Annotated in this window: 7 protein-coding genes; all 7 read left to right on the forward strand. The window is 60.1% G+C overall.

Annotation, left to right across the window (positions count from 1 at the left end):
• Window positions 1-32 precede the first annotated feature (32 nt).
• Entirely contained in the window at window positions 33-533 is a 501-nt protein-coding gene (locus tag ROS217_RS10640) for a TRAP transporter small permease (RefSeq protein WP_009817736.1), read from the forward strand.
• A complete protein-coding gene (locus ROS217_RS10645) occupies window positions 530-1,816 on the forward strand; it encodes a TRAP transporter large permease (protein WP_009817737.1) in 1,287 nt (428 codons plus the stop codon). Before ROS217_RS10640 ends, ROS217_RS10645 begins: the two co-directional genes overlap by 4 nt.
• Window positions 1,813-2,703, forward strand: coding sequence for an L-threonate dehydrogenase (gene ltnD / locus ROS217_RS10650; protein ID WP_009817738.1), 891 nt, complete (start codon window positions 1,813-1,815; stop codon window positions 2,701-2,703). The genes ROS217_RS10645 and ltnD overlap by 4 nt, the downstream gene beginning before the upstream one ends.
• The gene (gene otnK / locus ROS217_RS10655; protein WP_009817739.1) at window positions 2,703-3,944 is read left to right on the forward strand and encodes a 3-oxo-tetronate kinase; all 1,242 of its coding nucleotides are present in this window, start codon (window positions 2,703-2,705) and stop codon (window positions 3,942-3,944) included. Before ltnD ends, otnK begins: the two co-directional genes overlap by 1 nt.
• Window positions 3,941-4,585, forward strand: coding sequence for a 3-oxo-tetronate 4-phosphate decarboxylase (otnC, locus tag ROS217_RS10660; protein WP_009817740.1), 645 nt, complete (start codon window positions 3,941-3,943; stop codon window positions 4,583-4,585). Before otnK ends, otnC begins: the two co-directional genes overlap by 4 nt.
• Window positions 4,585-5,358 (forward strand): hydroxypyruvate isomerase family protein, encoded by a 774-nt coding sequence (locus tag ROS217_RS10665; RefSeq protein ID WP_009817741.1) that lies wholly within the window; start codon window positions 4,585-4,587, stop codon window positions 5,356-5,358. Before otnC ends, ROS217_RS10665 begins: the two co-directional genes overlap by 1 nt.
• A gap of 1,479 nt (window positions 5,359-6,837) precedes the next feature.
• A complete protein-coding gene (locus ROS217_RS10670) occupies window positions 6,838-21,462 on the forward strand; it encodes a tandem-95 repeat protein (RefSeq protein ID WP_009817742.1) in 14,625 nt (4,874 codons plus the stop codon).
• The last annotated feature ends 76 nt before the right edge of the window (window positions 21,463-21,538 follow it).

The raw sequence follows: 21,538 nt of genomic DNA on the forward strand, positions 1-21,538 counted from the left end.
GGAACGTGCCGGGGGCTGACGGAAGGGGAAAGATGTCGTTGTTTCTGAGATTTGAGGCCATGACCACGCAACTGGCCTTGCGGTTGGCGATTGGCTTTTTGCTGATCGCGGTCAGTCTTGCGCTCTATCAGGTGACGACGCGCTTTGTCTTTGGGCATCCCTCGACATGGTCTGAGGTGATCACGCGATCGGCGATGATCTGGTGTGTGTTTCTGGCTGTCGCACCAGCGTTTCGCGAAGGGGCGATGATCGCGGTCGAGATCGTGCAAAAGATGCTGCCGCCGCGGCTTGGCTTTGTGCTCTATCTGGTGTCGATGGGATTGTCGGTCGTGTTTTTCTGCATCCTGTTCTGGCAGGGCTGGGCGATGACCGACCGGGTGATGTCGCAAAAGCTGGCGGCGCTGGAAATCTCTATCGCTTGGGTCTATGCGGCGCTGCCGGTGGGGTCGGTTTTTATCCTGCTGGCAATTTTGGGCTGTGTGATACGGGCGGTTCAAAAGGGCGCGGTTGCGTTCTCGGCGGGCCTGCAATGAACGCGGCACTGGCGCTGTCCCTTGCGATTTTCTTTTTGGCCGGGGTGCCGATTGCGGTGGCGATTGGTCTTGCCTCGGTGATCGGGATCGAGGCCAATGGCCGCTTGCCGCTTCTCTTGGTGGCGCAGCGGATGTTCACGGGCATTGACAGTTTTCCGCTGATGGCGATTCCGCTTTTCATTCTGGCGGGCAATCTCATGTCGGCGGGGGGCATTTCGCATCGTTTGGTGGAATTGGCAAAATCCATCGTGGGCGGTATCCAAGGGGGGTTGGCCGCGTCCTGTGTGCTGACCTGCATGATGTTCGCGTCGGTCTCTGGTTCGTCGGTCGCGACGACCTTTGCGATTGGCGCGATCCTCATTCCGGCGATGGTGAAGCATGGTTATCCTGCGCCGATGGCCGCCTCGGTTCAGGCGAGTTCCGCCGAATTGGGCGTGCTGATCCCGCCCTCGATCCCGCTCATTCTCTATGGCGTGTCGACCGATACCTCGATTGGGCAGTTGTTCCTTGCCGGGATTGGTCCGGGGTTTCTGGTGGCGGGGTCGCTGATGGCGCTGGTGCTGATCCTGTGCCGGGTGCGGGGCATCGGGCTGGAGGATGGACGAGATCGGCCTCGGGTGGGTCCGGCGCTCTGGTCCGCCTTGCCTGCGCTGATCGTGCCGGTGGTCATCTTGGGCGGCATCTATTCGGGCGTTTTCACGCCCACAGAAGCGATCACCGCCGCCGTGGCCGCTGCGGTGATCGTGGGCATGGGATTTTACCGCGAGTTGCGCTTTGTGGACCTGCCTGAGATCTTGAAAAAGACGGTGTTGGCGACGGCGGCGATCATGCTGATCATCTCTGCGGCGGCGCTTTTTTCGTTCCTCATCACGCGCTCTGGCCTGCCCAATGAAATCGCGGCCTGGTTCAAGGATATTTTCGAGAGCCGCTTTGCCTTTCTACTGGTGGTGAACCTGATGCTGCTGGTGGTGGGCATGTTTATCGAAACCTCGGCAGCGATCCTTGTCCTCGCGCCGATCCTTGCGCCAATTGCCGTGTCTTACGGGGTCGATCCGGTGCATTTCGGATTGATCCTTGTGGTCAATCTGGCGCTGGGGATGATCACGCCGCCACTCGGCGTCAATCTCTTCGCGGCCTGTGCGGTGGCCAATCTCTCGATTGAAAAGGTCATTCCGCATCTTTTCTGGTTCGTGCTGACCGTGTTTGGCGCGCTCATGCTGATCACCTATATTCCGGCCATCACGCTCTGGCCGATGCAGACCATTCTTTCGGTGGGACCATGACGGGTATCGTGCATTTTGTGGGGTTGGGGTCGATGGGCCTTGGCATGGCGCAATCGGCGCTGCGGGCCGGGTTTGAGGTTTATGGCCATGATCCGGACGCGGGCCGTCGGTTGTTGTTGCGTGAAGCGGGCGGGCGCGCGTTAGAGCCTGCGTCACCCAAGGCCGAGGTGCTGGTTTGCGTCGTGCTCAATGCTGCACAGACGCGCGATGCGCTCTTTGGGGCGCAAGGATGGGCCAAGGGCGTGCAGGCGGGTGGTGTGATCCTTGGCTGTGCCACGGTCGGGCCGGAGTTTGCCCGCGAAATGGAGGAAGAGGCCACCCGTCGGGGCCTGCTTTATCTCGATGCGCCGATTTCGGGCGGGGCGGTCAAGGCGGCGGAGGGGCGGCTGTCAATCATGGCGTCGGGGCAGGCTGAGGCGTTTGACCGCGCGGCGGGGGTTTTGGCGGCACTAGCCGAGACCGTGCATCGCTTGGGCGATTGCGCCGGGCCGGGATCGGCGATGAAGGCGGTCAATCAATTGCTTGCGGGCGTGCATATCGCGGCGATGGGCGAGGCGCTGTGTTTTGCCGCCTCTCAGGGACTTGATCTGGCCCGTGTGCTGGAGGTGATCAAGGTGTCGGCGGGCAATTCGTGGATGTTCGAGAACCGCGCGCCGCATGTGATCGAAGCGGATTACAGCCCGCGCTCGGCCATCGACATCTGGCCCAAGGATCTGGGGATCGTCCGGGATATCGCCGCGAAGGTGCCACTGAACCTGCCATTGGTTGAGGCGGCGTTGGGCGAGTATCGCGCGGCGTCGGAGGCTGGATTGGGGCGCGAGGATGATGCGGCCATTACCAAACATACCGCTGCGCGCGCCGGGCTGCGATTGCCGGGGGATGGCTGATGCTTTTGGGCTGTATCGGCGATGATTTCACCGGGTCGAGCGATCTGGCCAACACGCTGACCAAGGCCGGGATGCGGACGGTGCAATATGTGGGCGTGCCGGATTCGCCAGTCGATGCGCCGGTCGAGGCGGGGGTGGTGGCGCTGAAATCTCGCTCGATCCCGGTGGCGGAGGCGGTGGCGCAATCGCTGGCGGCGCTTGATTGGTTGCGCGCGCAGGGGTGCCGGCAATTCCTGTTCAAATATTGCTCCACGTTTGATTCAACGCCTGAGGGCAATATCGGCCCGGTGGCCGAGGCCTTGGCCGAAGCCTTGGGTGCGCGGCAGGTGATCGTGTGCCCGGCCTTTCCGGGGGCAGGGCGGACGGTCTATCAGGGGCATCTCTTCGTGAATGATTGTCTGCTGAATGAGAGCGGGATGCAGCATCACCCGCTGACGCCAATGACCGATCCCGATATTCGTCGCTGGCTGGGGTTGCAGGTGCGCGGATCGGTCGGGCATCTGGGCGCGCAGGTCGTGCGGCAAGGGCCGGAGGCGATCCGGGCGGCACTGGCGGCGCAGGCGCACAGATTGATCGTCGCGGATGCGATCAGCGACGCGGATTTGGTGGCCTTGGGCCATGCGGCGGCGGAATTGCCGCTGATCACAGGCGGGTCGGGCATTGCCATGGGCCTTCCGGACAATTTCCGGGCGAGGGGGGAGTTGGCGGGGCGGGCGGGAGTTTGGTGCGGGCAGGCCGGTCCTGCCGTGGTCCTCTCCGGGTCTTGTTCCGTGGCCACGCGCGGGCAGGTGGCGCGGCACGCGGCCTGCCATCCGGCGCGGGAGATTTCCGCAGCAGAGGTCATTGCGGGCAGGGTTGCGCCGGGTGATCTGGCGGATTGGGCCTTGGCGCAGGATGGCATTCCGATGATCTATTCCTCAGCCGATCCGGCGCAGGTGGCGCAGGATCAGGCGCGGTTCGGTGCTGTGGCGGTGGCCGGGGCTATCGAGGCGCTCTTTGCGGAATTGGCGCGGGCGCTGGTGGCGCGCGGTGTGACCCGGCTTATCAGCGCGGGCGGTGAGACCTCGGGTGCGGTGGTCGAGGGGCTGGGCCTGAGGCAGTTGGAGATTGGCCCCGAGATTACCCCCGGCGTGCCGGTGATGCGGGCGGGCCATGACCTTGTTCTTGCGCTCAAATCGGGGAATTTTGGCGGGCCGGATTTCTTTGTCGCGGCGGCGCAGATGATGGAGCATTCCGCATGACCGAAAGCCGCCTGCGCGAAGACCTGTGTTTCTGGGCCAAGTCGATGTTTGATCGCGGGCTGACGGGTGGGGCCTCGGGCAATATTTCGGTTCGGACCGAGGACGGCGGGCTGTTGGTGACGCCGACGGGGGTCAGCATGGGGCGGCTTGATCCGGCGCGGCTGAGTCGGTTTGACGCGGGTGGGCGGCTGATTTCCGGGGATGCCCCAACCAAGGAAATGCCTCTGCATGCGGCGTTTTACGAGACGCGGCAGAGTGCGGGGGCGGTGGTGCATCTGCATTCGACCCATTCCGTCGCCCTCTCGATCCTTCCTGATACCGATCCTGACAATGCCATTCCACCGTTTACGGCCTATGCGGTGATGCGGGTGGGCAAAGTGGCGCTCTTGCCGTTTTTTGTGCCCGGTGACGCGGCGATGGCCGGGGCGATCCGGGGGCTGGCGGGGCGGCGTGCCGCGGTGCTCTTGGCCCATCACGGCCCGGTGGTGGCGGGCAAAGATCTGGAGGCGGCGGTGTTCGCGATGGAAGAGCTGGAGGAAACCGCGCGTCTGGCGCTCATCCTGCGCGGCACGGGCGCGCGCGCGCTGGATGCAGGGCAGATCGCGCAGGTGGTGCGCAAGTTCGAGGTGGATTGGGACTGATGCGTTTCTCTGCCAATCTCGGGTTTCTCTTTACTGATCGGCCCTTGCCCGAGGCAATCCGCGCAGCGGCAGAGGCGGGGTTTGCGGCGGTGGAGTGTCATTTTCCTTATGAGTGTGCTGCAGCAGAGGTGTGCGCGGCGCTTGAGGAAACCGGCCTGCCGATGCTGGGGCTGAACACATCGCCGGGCGACCGGGCGGCGGGGGATTTCGGGCTGGCTGCTGTGCCGGGCCGCGAGGAAGAGGCCCGCGCGGCGATCCGGCAGGCTGTGGACTATGCGCAGGCCATTGGCGCAGGGGCGGTGCATGTCATGGCGGGATGCACCGATGGCGGGGCCGAGGCGGAGGCGGTATTTCGCGCCAATCTGGCCTATGCCTGCGATCTGGCCGCGCCCTTGGGCCAGATGATCCTGATCGAGCCGATCAATCACCGCGATGTGCCGGGCTATCACCTGTCGTCGAGCTCTGCGGCGGCGGCGGTGATTGCGGCGCTGGGGCGGGATAATCTGCGGATGATGTTTGACTGTTATCATTTGCAAATCATGGAGGGTGATCTGCTGCGGCGGTTTGCGCGCTATCAGTCGATCATCGGCCATGTGCAAATCGCCGGGGTGCCGGATCGTGGGGCACCGGACCGGGGCGAGGTGGATTATGGCTGGCTCTTGCCGCAGATGGTTGATCTGGGCTGGCCGCTGCCGTTCGGCGCGGAGTACCGCCCCGGCGACGCGGGCACAGAGGCCACGTTGGGTTGGCTGGCGCAATTCGGGGCGGTGTAAGCCGGTGACGTGACCCGCGAGCGACCCGGTGCCGGATAGATCATGAAATGTAACGGGGTCCGCGTATCGGCGCATGGATTTTCTGCAACCTATTTGGTGTCGGAATTATCCAAGGATCGGGGGCGGCCTCGCCGGTTTGACATGCTGAAAGGGGCCAACGTGGACGTGTGTGGATCATGAATCTTACAATCATGCGCAGATCGTCATATCTTGCCATATTGGGTGGATTTTTTAATTGAAAGCCGAAACTAAAAGTTTTTCATGCAACTTATGCGAATATTCTAACTATTCTAGTTCAAAATCCAATCGCCAGTAACCTTTTACTGATCTTGTTAAGCCTTTAATCTCTATAGGTAAAAACACGATCCCGGGTCTGGACAGGCGGATGTTTCGCTCGGAGTTTACGGGCATTGGGCGAATTGTTGGGCTGGAACGCGCTCAGTTAAGTTTCTTAAAATATTGATATTAAATATATATTTTTGTTTTTAGGTTGATTGACCCGGAGTGACAGCTGCCGCGGCCCTTTGGTATCTCAAAAGGAGTCTGCAACCTACAGGGTCCTCACAATTTGTTGATTAATCTTTTGATTGAAATTTTACAAATTCGGGAGAATAAAAAGCATTTTTTGTTCAAAATTCAACTTAAATGCATGTTTCATTCTTGCCTGAAGGGTAACGAAATGGTTACCTTATGCCGAAGCAGGCGATCATCCATCGTTGGATGGCTGTGCTTCGTACAATTGGACCGATGTTCGCGTGTGAGTAGCCAAGTGTTTCAATCTCTAAACATGGAATTTCCATCACAGACCTAAAATTCCTAAGAGCAGATACCAAAACCTACGCCGTTGCGCGTCAAGATCCCGCATTGTCTGGTGTTTAGGCACTTTCATGCGGAAATAAGCCTGTGACCGGAGTTCTGTTCGAACTTGGCGTCAGGTGGGGAGGCACGACATTTCTACGTATCGATCATGGGCTCAGTGTTATGGGCTATCTTCCGCAGGACCCAAGACGCACTCGGACTCGTGTCCAGAGCCAAGCGGCAACCGGGGAGTGTTACATGCCAACGGCGGGCCGGTTTGGGCCAACGCCGGGCGTTTCCCAAGAGACATCAGCACAGGTGGGCCGGACGCGCCCAGCCGCAGCCATCACGAAAACAAGACCACGACAGCCCTGTTGCCGGATCAGTCCGGACACAGCCAACCCCGCATCCCTTGTTCTTCCATCACGTTGATCCCGGCCCTCCATCACGGTGCAGCCGGGCCATTCCCCTACTGACCGATCAGGAGAGTTTCCAATGGCTACTGTTGACGATTGTGCGGTTTCCTCGGGCCAATTGGCACATCTTGCCATCCACGCGCGCGAGAGCCGCGACCCTCATAGATCCTAATTCCACGGCGCAAGCGGGGCATCACCCACCGCTTGTGTAAGCAAACATAACGCCGCAGAGCACGGCACCAAAAATAGAGCAGGAGCATCACCAATGGCATTTAATGTTGAATTCGCGGTCTCGACCGGCACCATCAATACGAACGAGCTCGCAGTTGAACTGCTGAATGGCGCGACCACGTCCACCACGTCCGCGACTGTCAGCTTGACCGATCCCAATTTGTCGGGATTGACGGGGGATGGTTTTGCCGTTCGCTTCAAAGGCGTGGTGAATTTCACTGAAGCAGGTGACTGGATCTTCAATCACAACGCCGATGACGGGTTTGTTCTGTTCATCGACGGCGAGATTGTCGCGCAACGATTTTCCGGCACTGGCATCAATCCTGATTGGTCGACCTTCTCGACCGTCAACCTCACCGCAGGTGAGCACAATGTCGAGGTGCTCTATTGGGAAAATACCGGTGGTCAGGACGTTTTCCTTGCGGCCGACGCGCCCAACGGGGCGGGCTTCGTCGTTATTGGCGCGTCCGGCGGGCTGGCTGTCACTGGCGGAACATTTGCTGACGGTGAGCTTGTGACGGATACGTCGGCAGATGCGGATGGCAACCTGTCTGTCGGCTTTTTGGGTGCGGGCGCGGACACGACATTCAATTCTGGAGAGCCGATCCAGGTTGCTTTCAGTGGCATTGATGCTGATGCAACAGGGACGTTGACGATTGCATCCACTGGTGGCGGCTCGGTTGTTGTCGAGGGGCTGACCAGCGTGTCATCCAGCCCAATCACACTCAGCCCTTTGCAAATGGCTGCGCTGAGCGACGGCACGCTTTCGGTTACGCTTGATGTGGCCGACACGGCGGGCAATACCGCGCAGGCCCAGTCGAATGGGTTTGATCTGGACGCCAACGCTCCGGTGATTTCAACTGTGACCCTTGCGGGGGGAACCGGTGTTGATGGCGCTGTGATCGACAGTGACGTGGGCGGTTCTGCCACGCTGACGATTGCGTTCAACGAAACGATGGATACGGCTGTTGATCCGACTGTTGCGCTGGATGTGGCGTCTGCCAGCAGCTTTACCGAAACCATGCGCGAGTGGTCGATTGATGGCTTGAGCCTGACGATCACCTACACGGTCGTCGATCAGAACGTCGATTTGGCCGCGATCACAGTGGGTGTCTCGGGCGCGCAGGACGTGGCGGGCAATGTGATCTCTGCCGTATCCGAGGTGTCCACCGGCACCGCGATTGACACCGAGAGCACAGCCTCTGAGACCGAGCCCGTCACGATTGCCGAAATCGCCGATCAGGACGCCGCGATCACTGGCACGCCGGTTGTTCTGGCCACGCTGTCGGGGGCCGATGGCACGACCTATGCGTTCACAGACGAAGCGGCGGTCAATGCGCATGTCGAGATCGTCAGCGATGGCGATACCGGATACCTGCTCCAGATCATCGACACCGAGGCCGCGCGCGGGTTCTTTGACCTCGAAGAGACCGGTCCGAGCTTTGACATTTCCGTGACCGGCACGGATGACGCGGGCAATACCACCGCGTCGGTCCTGTCGATCACGCTGACCAATCTCAACGATGCGCCGGAACTGGTGCCGGGTGACAACGATCTGACCGGCACGGTTACCGAGCGTGAGGACGGGGTGATTGGCGAGAATGCCACGCCCTTTGGCATCACCGGCACCTTTGGTGTGCATGACGACGATGTGGCTGATGGCCACTCGGTCACGGTGTCCAATATTTCCAGCACCAACGGCAGCTTCCTTGGTGTGTTCCAGGCGGGATTCTCTGATCCGATTCAGGGTGATGGCAATGGCACGGTGCAATGGACCTTTAACATCGGCGCACCGATCACCAATCCGACCGTTCTCGCAACCCAGATGGCGATTGTCGATGCGCTGGCCGATGGCGAGAGCATCACGCAGGTCTATGATGTGACGACGACCGAAACTGTTGGCGGCCTGAGCTTTGTCCAGCGGATCGTGGTGACGATTGCAGGCAGCAATGATGCGCCGGTGATTTCCGGCACGGCCGTTTCGGCGGATCTGACTGAAGTCGTCGATGACAGCAGCAGTGACCAATCGCTGAGCGCGACGGGTACGTTGACCGTGGCCGATATCGACACCACCGATCAGGTTGCGGTTGAGGTGAGTTCGGTTTTGGTTTCGGGCGCATTCGAGGGGGTGAACCCGCTGGACGACGCAGCCTTGCTTGCCATGATGCAGGTGGCTCCTGAGGGTGGTGAGTTTCGCAGCAGCACCGGTTTGCTGACGGCGGATCAATCCGCGCCGTCATCGTTCACATGGCAGTTTGCCGCCGGGTCGAGCGAAAGCTCGCCGTTTGATTTCCTGCCTGCGGGCGAAACGTTGGTTCTGGAGTATACGCTCACGGCGACGGATGATTCCGAAACCGGGAACGCGACCGATACGCAGGTCGTGACCATCACCATTACCGGCACAAATGACGTGCCGCAGATCGGAGCCAGCAGCACCGCCGGGACCACAGTGATCGAAGCAGGCGGTGTAGAGAATGGCGCTGAGGGCACAGCGCAAGCCACAGGCAATCTGTCGGCGGTTGGCAATTGGACCGATGCCGATGATGGCGAGGCCGCAGCCTTGGTTGTGAGCGAGATTGCCTTTGGAGAGACCCGCGTGGCGGTCGCCTTTGAGGGCGAAACCGAGATCGCGGGCACCTATGGGTCGCTCTTTGTCAGTGCCAATGGCAGCTATCGTTACGTGCTGGATGACACGCGGACCGCGACGCAGGCGCTGAATGACGGCGAAGGTGTCACAGAGGTCTTTGACTATACCATCGCCAACAATGGCGGTGGCGTGGGCAATGAGGCAAGTGCGACGCTGACCGTCAATATCACGGGCGCCAATGACACGCCCGTCATCAGCTTTGTCGAAGGTCAGGAGGTGGGTACGGTCGAAGAAGAGGGCGTTGATGCGCAAAACGCCGCGATCAACACACCGCCGACCACCGCCACCGGCACGCTGAGTGCGGATGATGTGGATGCCGAGCATGGTGCCAGCGGCACCGCCCTTACATGGGGCGTTCAGGCCGGCGTCGGTCAGACCGTGGAATTGGGCGAGATTCTGGGTACATACGGCAGCTTTGCGATAGATGCTTCGGGCAACTGGACCTTTACACTGGATAACGAGGCCGAAGCGGTTCAATCGCTGCACGACTCGGAGTCCGTTTTTGAGACCTTCACGGTCACAGTGACCGACACGCGCGGCGCGACAACGACGCAAGATGTGGCGATCACCATCAACGGCACCAATGACGTGCCGCTGATCCTTGCGACTCTGGGGGCCGACACCTCGGTCACAGAGCAAGGCATCAGCGCGGATCCAATTGTTGGGCCCGAAGGTCCGGTCCCGTCGGGTGATCCCGAAGCCTCGGGCAGCTTCTCGACGTCGGATGTGGACACCGGAGGAGCAGACCAGGTGATCTGGTCGATCACCGGGGTGAACGGCGAGGCAATCGAGCATTCCGTGGCCAATGGCCTCGCCGCAGAGGCCGTTGGCACCTATGGTTCCCTTGTTCTGACCAGCGCTGGTGGGTGGTCCTATCAGTTGGATGATCGGGACGCGGATACACAGGCGCTCGCCGCGGGTGTCATTGTTACTGATACCTTCACTGTGCGCGTGGCCGATGGGCTGGGCGGGTATTCCGAGGACACTGTCACCGTTACCGTGACCGGCACCAATGATGCGCCTGTGATTGAACTCTTCGGGGGCGAATTGGCGGGGCCCTTGGGTGAGGATTCAGCGTCGGCCATCCTTGTGGAATCCGATGCCACAAACCTGACTGCCAGCGGCACGCTGACCGTATCGGATGTGGATGCGGGTGACTCGGTTGCGGTAACGGTGACCGCTGTTTCGGCATCGGGCACATTGGGCAATTTTGCAGCGGATGACGCGGCGCTTCAGGGCATGATGACCATCAGCGCAGGTGCCCCACTTGAGACGGGCGCTGGAAATGCCAGTGGCCAGATCACCTGGAGCTTTGATAGCGGCGCAGAGACGTTCGATTATCTTGCTGCGGGCGAGAGCATTACGCTCGACTTTACCGTGACTGCTAATGACGGTGACGCGACCGACACCGAGACTGTGAGTGTCAGGGTCAACGGCACCAATGATCGGCCCGAGATTGTGGTCGGAGAATTGGATTCAGCCACAGGTGATTTGACGGAATCGACAGGTCTGATGGGGGAGTCCCTTGATGCCGCGGGCACGTTGAGCATCGCCGATGCGGATCTGTCGGATACGCACAGCGTTTCGGCCAGCCGCTCTTCTGTGACATGGACGGATGTGAATGGGGCCGACAATCTTGGCACTGCGTCCGATGTGACGCCGCTGCCCGAAGGGCTGGAGGCGGCGCTGGATGCGGCCTTTGCCGCGAACAACATTGGCGCAAACGGCACGATCAACTGGAGCTTCAGCCTTGCCGATAGCCTCGCAGATTTCCTTGGGGCCGGTGAGACGCTGACTGTGGTCTATGATGTTACCGTGAATGATGGCGGGGCGTTTGACGGTACCGACGAGAACGGCAACGAGAATTCCGTTTCCGCTGTCCAGCAAGTAACGATCACCATCACCGGCACCAATGATGCGCCGCTTGTCGTGGCGGACGCAATCAACGCCTTTGTTGAAGGCGACGCGCTGATCATCGACGAAAACAGCGTGCTGGATCAGGTCACACCGACGCCAGCAGCGACCGTCACGGTCAATCTGTTGGGTGCGGGTGACGACAGCGCCGATGAAATCTGGGTGACAACGGTCACTGAGTTGGATGCCAACGACACCCGCGCGATCACCGGGACGACCAGTGTTTCCGCTTTCGGTGATATCCCCGCAGGATTTGTTGTGGAGGATGCTCATGCGGCGTTTGACCTTAGCGATGCGCTGAACGGGACTGTCACCTTTGACCGCAACGCGGCCGTGTTTGACGCATTGGACGATGGCGAATTCATTGATGTGGCGCTGACATACACGGTCACAACCACCTCGCCGGATGGCAGCACCACGACCAATGATGAGGTGACAACGTTCATCCGCGTCACCGGTGCGAATGATGCGCCCTATATCGTGGAAGAGGCTGATTTTGTCGCCTCTGTTGCCGAGTTGACCGATTTGGATGCCGGCGAGAATGCCGTGCGCCCGACTGTAAATGGCTCGATCACGTTCAATGACGTTGATCCGGGCGATATCGCTGCTCTTCAGGTTACAGTTGAACCTGTGCAGGACATTGGTGAGGGTGCCGCGCTTCTGGCGAATTATGTCGGCACGTTCTCGGCTGGCTTCGTTGCGCCGACCGGCACATCGGTCGCTGAGGTCGGCGAGGTGTTCTATAGCTTCAACATCAATGATCTTGTGCTCGACAATCAGACCGAAGGCGAGACCTTTACCCAATCCTACCAAGTGTCGATCTCGGATGGCACGGCCACCACGAGCCGCAATATCGTGCTGACCTTTACCGGCACGAATGACGCGCCGGTGATCACTGCGACAACAGGCGACTTGGCCCTGACCGAAGATCAGGCCGTCGTCGAGAGCGGGTCCGAGGCCATTCAGACCCTGACCGGCACGATCAGCTTTGACGATGCGGATACCTCGACCCTGCCGGCCAGCGGTGGCGCGGGTGGCGCGGATACGCACACGGTTACTGCGGCAGTGACCTCCGTTGCATTGGGTGCTGAGGTCGATGCAGGCTATGCAGGGCCGACAGGTTCCCTGTCCTTCGATGCCACAGCGGCAAACGCCTCTGAGGCGGTTGGCAACACGGTCGGTTGGACGTTTGACATCACCGATGGGGAGTTTGATTTCCTTGCTGCGGGAGAGGTTCTGAGCATCACCTATACGGTGACGGTTGAGGACAATAACGGCGGCACGGATACGCAAGACATCACCTTTACCATCACTGGCACGAATGACCTGCCGGTCATCACTGTTGCGGAGTCTGACGTTGAGGTCAGTGGCAGCGAGGATGCGGAGGGGATTTCCGGCACCGTGCTGGCCACGGATGTGGACGGTGACGAGCTGAGCTTTGCGCTTGCGGTTGAGAGTGGCCCGACGAATGGGTCGGTCACGGTCAACACCGATGGCACTTACACCTATGTTCCGAACGCCGATTTCAACGGGGCGGATGCCTTTACGGTCGAGGTTTCGGACGGCAATGGCGGCACGGATGCGGTGGTCGTCACTGTCACCGTGACAGCGGTCAACGATGCACCTGAGAACACCGTGCCCGAGTCCCTGACCACGGATGAAGACATCCCTTTGGCCCTTACCGGATTGTCGGTGACTGATGTAGATGCGGGCGAGGGCACGATTACCGTGACCCTTGCCGTCGCTGATGGCGCGGGCACGATTGCGGCGTCGGATGCTGGTTTGGTGACGGTTGCGGGGTCGGGGACCAATTCGATCACGCTTACCGGGACATTGGTGGATATCAACGCTTATCTGGCGGCTGAAACGACACCGGTGTTTGCGCCTGCGCAGGACGCGAATGGCGACGTTACCCTGACCATGACGACGAATGATGGCGGCAACACCGGCGAGGGTGGCGCACTGACTGACGTGGACACGGTTATCATCACGGTCAACCCGGTCAACGATGCGCCGGTTGTGGAAATCCCGTTATCGGTAGAGCAGTCTGAGGATGCGGAGGGCTTTACCGTCAATCTGCTGAGCGGTGCGTCGGACGTCGACGCGGGTGATGTGCTCAATGTGTCCGAATTGACGCCCGGCAGCGGGGACGCCAGTGGCGTGACCGTGTCTGAGGATGGCAACAGCCTGACGGTTAATCCCAATGCCTACACCGCACTTGCGGTGGGTGAGAGCGAAGTGATCACTTACAGCTACACTGTGACCGACGGAAACCTGACGGTGTCTCAGACCGCGACGATCACCATCACTGGGACAAATGACGGCCCGGTTCTGGAGGACGTGACAACACGGGCGATTGTCGATACGGCTGGCGATGACATGCTGTCTTCGGTTTCGGATACGCTGGTTGGGTCGGATGTCGATAATGGGGCGGTTCTGACCTATGCGATCAGCGGCCAAGAAGCCGTAATGGGCCAGACTTCCCTGGAGGGTAAGTATGGGACGCTGACGGTCTTGTCAGATGGCAGCTATACTTACACGCCTGATGCGGCAAAGTTGCAGGGGCTGGCCGCGGATGCCGAACCGAATGAGACCTTCACGATTGTTGTGACGGATGAGCACGGTGCGTTCGATACCGCGACGTTGACGGTGGATATCACCCCGGCCAATGACACGCCGGAACTGGCCGCGGTCGATGCCATCAACATCACCGACACAGCCGCTGCGGATGATTTTGCAGCACAAGGGGGGACTCTGTCTGCCACAGACCGCGACAGCGGGCATGTCGACGCGATGGTGTATTCGATTGCAGGGCAGGAAGTTGCAGAAGGTGCCACTTCGCAAACGTTCTACTTTGATCGTGTGAGCAACGAGGTCGTGACCGAAGCGCCGTTGAATGGTGTGGAATTGGGCACGCTGACGGTGCAGTCGAGCGGCGCTTACAGCTTTGAGCCGAATGATGCGGGTATCAACAGCCTGCGTGCCGTTCAGAACCCGGTCATCACGACAACGCTGCGCGCGACAGATCCGCAGGGGGCCACGTCCGAGACCGCTCTGGCGATCAATATCGACGGTGTGAACGACAACCCGACCATCACCGGAACCGATCCTGCGACTGACGCAGGTGTGGTGAATGTAGTTGCCAAGGAACAGGCGGAGGCCAGTGAAGGCAATCTGGTTGTCGTGTCTGGCACCATTTCGTTTGCCGATGTCGACAGCAATGGCATCCCGAGCTTTGGCTTTGCGGCGCTTGCGCCCGGCTTTGTGGGGACGATCCAGTTTTCACCCTCGGGCGAAACCGTGGATGAGGGGACATTTACATGGACCTTCAGCATTCCTGATGCCACGCTCAATGCGTTGGCCGAAGGCGAAGCCCTCGGCACCAGCCCGCAGGTCTATGACATCACCGTCAACGATGGTGATGGGGGGTCGGTCGTCCAGCGGGTCTCGATCGCGATTGTCGGAACCAATGACGCGCCGGTGATTGCCGGGGCTTTGGGGGGCGGTCTGGCCGATACCGGTGCTGCAACTGAGGCAGCCGATGGTGCAGTCGATGCGACCATCACGACCTCTGGCACGCTGTCCGTTTCGGATGAGGATACGCGGGATGAGGTGACCGTTTCGGTGACCGGGGCTGTTGTGTCCGGTGGTACGTTTGGCGGCACTGTGCCTCTGGAAAACGCGACGCTTGCTGCGATGATGCAAGTGGCGGCTGGCGCTGCGGCGGAAACCGGATTTGGTGACACTGTGGTTCTGGGCGCGGATGGCTCTGGCTCTGAGTTCACTTGGGCCTTTACGTCGGGGTCGTCGGGCGACGCGTCGTTCGATTTCCTCGCTGTGGGTGAGACACTGGTGGTCACCTATACGCTGACTGCCGACGATTTGTCCGAGACCGACAGTGCGACCGACACTCAGACCGTGACCATCACGATCACCGGGACCAATGACAGCCCTGTCGCCTCGGCGGCAGATGCGGCCACGGTTGCTGAGGATCTTGATGCCACAACGGTTATTGCGACCGCGTCGGGAACAGATGTCGATTTGAGCGATGTGCTGAGCTACAGCATTTCCGCCGGGAACGCTGCGGGTCTCTTTGAGATTGATGCCACCACAGGCGACATCTCACTTGTGGCTGGTCAATCTCTGGATGCGGAAACGGCGCTTGAGCACGTTCTGACCGTGACGGTCAGCGATGGAAACGGGGGCACCGATACGCAAGAGATCACCGTCACCGTGACGGATGTGGACGATAACGTGACCACGGCACCGGTGGATGCGGACGGTTTGGCGGGCGGGAGCGTGGATGAGAACGCCACAACGGGGACGGTCGGGATTACCGCTGCCTCAACCGATGCGGATGTCACATCTGGCGCGGTCAGCTACGCCATCGTCGGTGGCACTGGTTTGGGACAGTTTGAGATCGACAGCGAAACAGGCGTCGTTTCAGTCGCCTCGGACGCAGCCATAGACCGGGAGACAGATGATTCCCTGACCATCGAAGTTCAGGCGACACCGGCCAATGGTGCGGCAAGCGTCACCTCGACGTTCACGATCACGATCAACGATGTGAATGAGTTCGATGTCAGCACGCCGGTGGATAGCAATGCCGCTGTGAATGAGGTTTCTGAAAACGCTGCCCGCGGCACCCCGGTCGGTATCGTGGCCTCTGCCTCTGATGCAGATGCAACCACCAATGGCATTACGTATAGTTTGACGGACAGCGCTGGTGGGATTTTCGAGATTGATGCAACGACGGGCGAAGTGCGTCTTTCGACTGTAGAAATGGCCCCGCGTCCTGATTTCGAAACTGCGGACAGCCACACGATCACTGTGCAGGCGACGAGCGAGGACGGTTCGATCTCGACCGAAGACTTCACGATCACGATTGTGGATGCGAATGACACCGCGCCGGTGTTTGCGATCAACGCCGCACAAAGCGTGGCCGAGAATGACACATCCGTCGTCGTGCTGAGCGCAACCGATGTGGACACCGATCAATCTGGGATCAGCTTTACCATCGTCGGTGGCGATGATCAGGCGGCGTTCCGGGTTGTTGAGGTCGAGGGTGTCTATACTCTCGAATTCGTCGGGGCGCCTGATTTCGAAGTGCCGACCGATTTGGGTGGCAACAATGTCTACAACGTTGTGGTTGAGGCCTTTGATGGCACCAATATGACCGAACAGGCGTTTGCGATCACGGTGACGGATGTGAACGAGGCCCCCACCGCGGTCAGCCTTGACAATGCGACGGTGACCTTGGCTGAAAATTCGGTCATCGGAACCGGCGTCAAGGTGGCGGATATCACCATCACTGACGATGCACTTGGCGTGAATGATGTCACGTTGACGGGGGATGATGCCGCGTTCTTTGCGGTTGTGAGCACGGAGGCGGGGCTTGAGCTGCATTATGTCGGGGGATCGCCGAATTTCGAGAACCCGGCTGATGCAGGAGCGGACAACATCTTTGATGTGTCTGTTGTGGTCGATGACGCGACGGTTGGCGCGACGCCAGACGTAACGACAGACTTCACCTTGACTGTGACGGATGTGAACGAGGCACCTGTTGCCAATCAGGTTTCGGCGGAGACCTTCCCGATTGTGATCGAGGACGAAGTCTTCAACGGCCTTGTCGTCTCGGAGTTCAGCGAAGCGCTCGGTGAAATCCCGCTTTCGGTCTTTGCGTCCGATGTGGATGGAAACATCAACCCGTCTTCCCTGTCCATCGACGGCGTTACAGTCGAGGGCAACGTGGCCACGCTGCTCGAGGCAGGTATCTCCTATAGCGGTGAGACCGGGGCATTCATTGTTGACGCGACGACTGACGTCTATCAGTCGCTGGATGTCGATGAAGAAATCTCGGTTGTTGTGAGCTTTACCGTGACCGACAGTGAGGGACTGAGCGACGATACCGGCACGATCACATTCACGGTGCGCGGCACCAATGATGTGCCGGTCATTGTGGTGGCGGAGTCGGACATCACTGGCACTGGGGTAGAAGATGACGGTGCAATCACCGGCACGATTGTGGCGGATGATGTGGATGACGGGGCGATCCTCGCGTTTTCCATCGAGGAAGGGGATAGCGCGGCAAACGGTGGTGCCACCGTAGATCCGGAAACCGGCGCCTGGACCTATACGCCCAATGCCAACTTTAACGGCGTGGACAGCTTTACTGTGACTGTCTCTGACGGGCTGGGTGGGGCTGTGACGCAGGTTGTCGATGTCACGGTTACAGCCGTAAACGACTCGACTGAGATCGATGTGTCGAGCCAGAGTGCGGCGACACATGTCGAAGCGGTCGATGCAAACGCGCCCGTTGCGACACTGGTTGCGGGTCAGGTCAGCCTGACCGATGTGGATGCGCTGGATTATGACACCGGCACCTTCACGGCCTCTGTGGTGGACGGCGATGCGACCGACCTTCTCGATCTTGACACCTCTGGCAGCGTCAGCGTTGTGGATGGTGCGGTATCGGTCGGCGGCACGCAGGTCGGCACGGTGACGGGCCAAGGCACCGCCACGCTTTCGGTCAGCTTCCTTGCAGCGGCCTTTGCGGCGGATGTGCAGGCGGTGGTCAACGCGCTGAGCTATGCGACGACAGACGACACGCCCGTTTCATCGCGCGACATCACGCTCGATCTGACGGATGGTGATGGGGCCGCAGCCGTGCAGCAGACCATTTCGGTCACGATCACGGCATCGAACGATAGCCCGATTGCTGTCAATGATGCCTTTGGAGTGACCGAGGGATCGTTTGCTTCGGCCTTCAACGTGTTGAACATTGGTACGGCGGACAATGATCCCGAGAATGACACGCTCAGCGTGACGGCACTGGCTGATCTGGCGGATGGGACCCTGCCTGTTGGTGGGTCGGCAGCCGTCGGCGTGTCGGCCGGTGTTATCACGACCGATTGGGGCGCTGAGGTCACCCTGCAGTCCAATGGGCAGCTGTTCTATAACCTCACCTCCTCCACCGCTCGGTTCAATGAACTGGCGGCGGGCGAGACAGCGGTTGACAGCTTTATTTACACGATCAGCGATGGGAATGGCGGCACGGATACGGCCACGGTTTCGGTCACGATCACTGGTATCAACGATGCGATCGTGGCCGTGTCTGACACAATCACGGCCACAGAAGATACCGCCGCCTCTGTGACGGGCAATCTTCTCGCGAATGATACGGATGTCGATATCAACGATATCCCGACCATTGTGGACGCCAGCAGCTCTGTCACCGCGACCGCGGTTGCAACGGCTGACGGGTTCCGGATCACGACGGTTGATGGGATCGTGGTGCTCCTCAGCGCGAATGGCGACTACACGCTGACCGCGCCGGATAGTCTGGCACCGGGCGTGACCTCAACAGCCACGTTCCAATATACCGTGCAAGACAGCGGTTCGGCACAATCGACAACGACAGTGACCGTGCGGGTGACAGGCGACAATGACGCGCCGACAGCCGCCGAAGTCACGCTCGTCGCCTCCAATGAAGACACGGTTCGGGTCATCACCGAGGCGCAGCTTCTGACGGGCGCCAGCGATGTGGACACTGGTGCAGTGCTCGAGATCACCGATCTGAGCCTGACCAGCGGCAACGGATTGCTTGTCAACAATGAGGATGGCACCTGGACCTATACGCCCGACCTGAACGACAACGGCGATGTGACATTCTCCTACACAGCGTCGGACGGGGCGTTGACGGCCACAGCAAGTGCCACTCTCGATCTGCTGCCGGTGAACGATGCGCCGGTGGCGCAGGCGGATACTGCGGTGAGCACGGATGAGGATCAGGCGGTCTCTGGGACGGTCACGGCTACGGATGTGGACGGGGACAGCCTGAGCTTTACACTGGCCTCGGGCGGTGCGCCGTCGAACGGGTCGGTGACGGTCGCGTCCAACGGCGGCTATACCTACACGCCGGGTGCCAATTTCAACGGGGTCGATGCCTTTACGGTCTCGGTCTCGGATGGGAAGGGCGGCACGGACACGGTTGTGGTCAACGTGACGGTGGATGCGGTCAACGATGCGCCGGTGGCGCAGGCGGATACTGCGGTGAGCACGGATGAGGATCAGGCGGTCTCTGGGACGGTCACGGCCACGGATGTGGACGGGGACAGCCTGAGCTTTGCACTGGCCTCGGGCGGTGCGCCGTCGAACGGGTCGGTGACGGTGGCATCCAACGGCGGCTACACCTACACGCCGGGTGCCAATTTCAACGGGACGGATGCCTTTACGGTCTCGGTCTCGGATGGGAAGGGCGGCACGGACACGGTTGTGGTCAATGTGACGGTGGATGCGGTCAACGATGCGCCGGTGGCGCAGGCGGATGCTGCGGTGAGCACGAATGAGGACACGCCGTTTACGGGTGTTGTGACAGCCACGGATGTGGACGGGGACAGCCTGAGCTTTGCACTGGCCTCGGGCGGTGCCCCGTCGAACGGGTCGGTGACGGTGGCATCCAACGGCGGCTACACCTACACGCCGGGTGCCAATTTCAACGGGACGGATGCCTTTACGGTCTCGGTCTCGGATGGGAAGGGCGGCACGGACACGGTTGTGGTCAATGTGACGGTGGATGCGGTCAACGATGCGCCGGTGGCGCAGGCGGATGCTGCGGTGAGCACGAATGAGGACACGCCGTTTATGGGTGTTGTGACAGCCACGGATGTGGACGGGGACAGCCTGAGCTTTGCACTGGCCTCGGGCGGTGCCCCGTCGAACGGATCGGTTACGGTCGCATCCAATGGCGGCTACACCTACACACCGGGCGCCAATTTCAACGGGGTCGATGCCTTTAGGGTCTCGGTCTCGGATGGGAAGGGTGGCACGGACACGGTCGTGGTCAATGTGACGGTGAACGCGGTCAACGATGCGCCGACTGTTGCACTCGCAAACGTGACCACCAATGTTGCTGAAAATGCCGACACCACGTCTCGGATCAAGGTTGCCGACATTGTCGTGTCAGATGACGCGCAGGGGACCAACACTCTGGCCTTGGTCGGTGCTGATGCTGCTCTGTTCGAGATCGTTGGTGCGGCCCTGTTCCTGCGGGCTGGGGCGGTGCTTGATTTTGAAACCAATGCGCTGCTCGATGTTTCGGTCACTGTGAATGATGCCAGTGTCGGTGTGAATCCCGATGCCACAGCGTCACTAAGCATCGCGGTCAATGACGTCGAGGAGGGCCCCGTAGCGACCGGTGAAAATGACACGCTGATCGGGAACGATGGCGATGATCTGATCGGTGGTCTCGACGGAAATGATAGTATTTCCGGCGGGTTGGGAAGTGACTCGTTGTTTGGCGAGGCTGGTGCTGACACTCTGTCCGGTGGTGAAGGCAACGACACTGTCGCAGGGGGGGATGGCGATGACCTTGTGAGCGGCGACGCTGGCAATGACTCTCTGGGTGGCGGTTTCGGAAATGACACGCTGGACGGTGGCGACGGCGACGACACCATGGGTGGCGGCGTTGGCGACGACTCATTGTCGGGTGGCAATGGTGCTGACGTGGTTGCCGGTGGGGCGGGCAATGACACGCTCGACGGTGGCGACGGCAATGACTCGATCTCCGGTAGCTTTGGCAACGATCTGATCAATGCCGGGGCTGGAGATGACCAGATTGGTGGCGGCACTGGGCGTGATACGCTCGACGGTGGCGCTGGCAATGACCGGATCGGTGGCGGTGAGGGCGATGACGACATCAGTGGCGGGTCAGGGAATGACTTCCTCGCCGGGGGTGGGCGCAACGACGTGATTGATGGCGGCACAGGGAATGATACGATCAACGGCGGCACCGGAAACGATATCATGACTGGTGGCGCGGATTCGGATCAGTTCGTCTTCAGTAGCTTTGTTGATGGCGAGTTTGATGTCATTACCGATTTCACGGATGGAACGGACAGCTTCTTGATCCGGATCGTCAATCCGGATACCGGCGAGGCCAACATAAGCAACGGAAACAATGGCTTGCAAGGCTTTGTGGATGCGCTGGGTATTACCCAGACAGATGCAGGCGCGCAGATCAATGTGAACGGTCAGGTCATTCTGTTGGAGGGTGTTGATGCCTCTGTGCTGGGAATTGACGACTTCCAGTTCCTGTAAAGACAAGAAAAAAGGATGCGTGATCGTCGTTAAGGTCGCGCATCCTTTTGAATTTACCGACTATGCCCAATAGCCT

Source organism: Roseovarius sp. 217, from assembly GCF_000152845.1.
In the GTDB taxonomy this organism is placed as follows: domain Bacteria; phylum Pseudomonadota; class Alphaproteobacteria; order Rhodobacterales; family Rhodobacteraceae; genus Roseovarius.

Coding starts and splice junctions, on each gene's coding strand:
- ROS217_RS10670 (WP_009817742.1), top strand. CDS start 6,838: ATGGCATTTAATGTTGAATTCGCGGTCTCGACCGGCACCATCAATACG.
- ROS217_RS10640 (WP_009817736.1), top strand. CDS start 33: ATGTCGTTGTTTCTGAGATTTGAGGCCATGACCACGCAACTGGCCTTG.
- ltnD (WP_009817738.1), top strand. CDS start 1,813: ATGACGGGTATCGTGCATTTTGTGGGGTTGGGGTCGATGGGCCTTGGC.
- otnK (WP_009817739.1), top strand. CDS start 2,703: ATGCTTTTGGGCTGTATCGGCGATGATTTCACCGGGTCGAGCGATCTG.
- ROS217_RS10665 (WP_009817741.1), top strand. CDS start 4,585: ATGCGTTTCTCTGCCAATCTCGGGTTTCTCTTTACTGATCGGCCCTTG.
- otnC (WP_009817740.1), top strand. CDS start 3,941: ATGACCGAAAGCCGCCTGCGCGAAGACCTGTGTTTCTGGGCCAAGTCG.
- ROS217_RS10645 (WP_009817737.1), top strand. CDS start 530: ATGAACGCGGCACTGGCGCTGTCCCTTGCGATTTTCTTTTTGGCCGGG.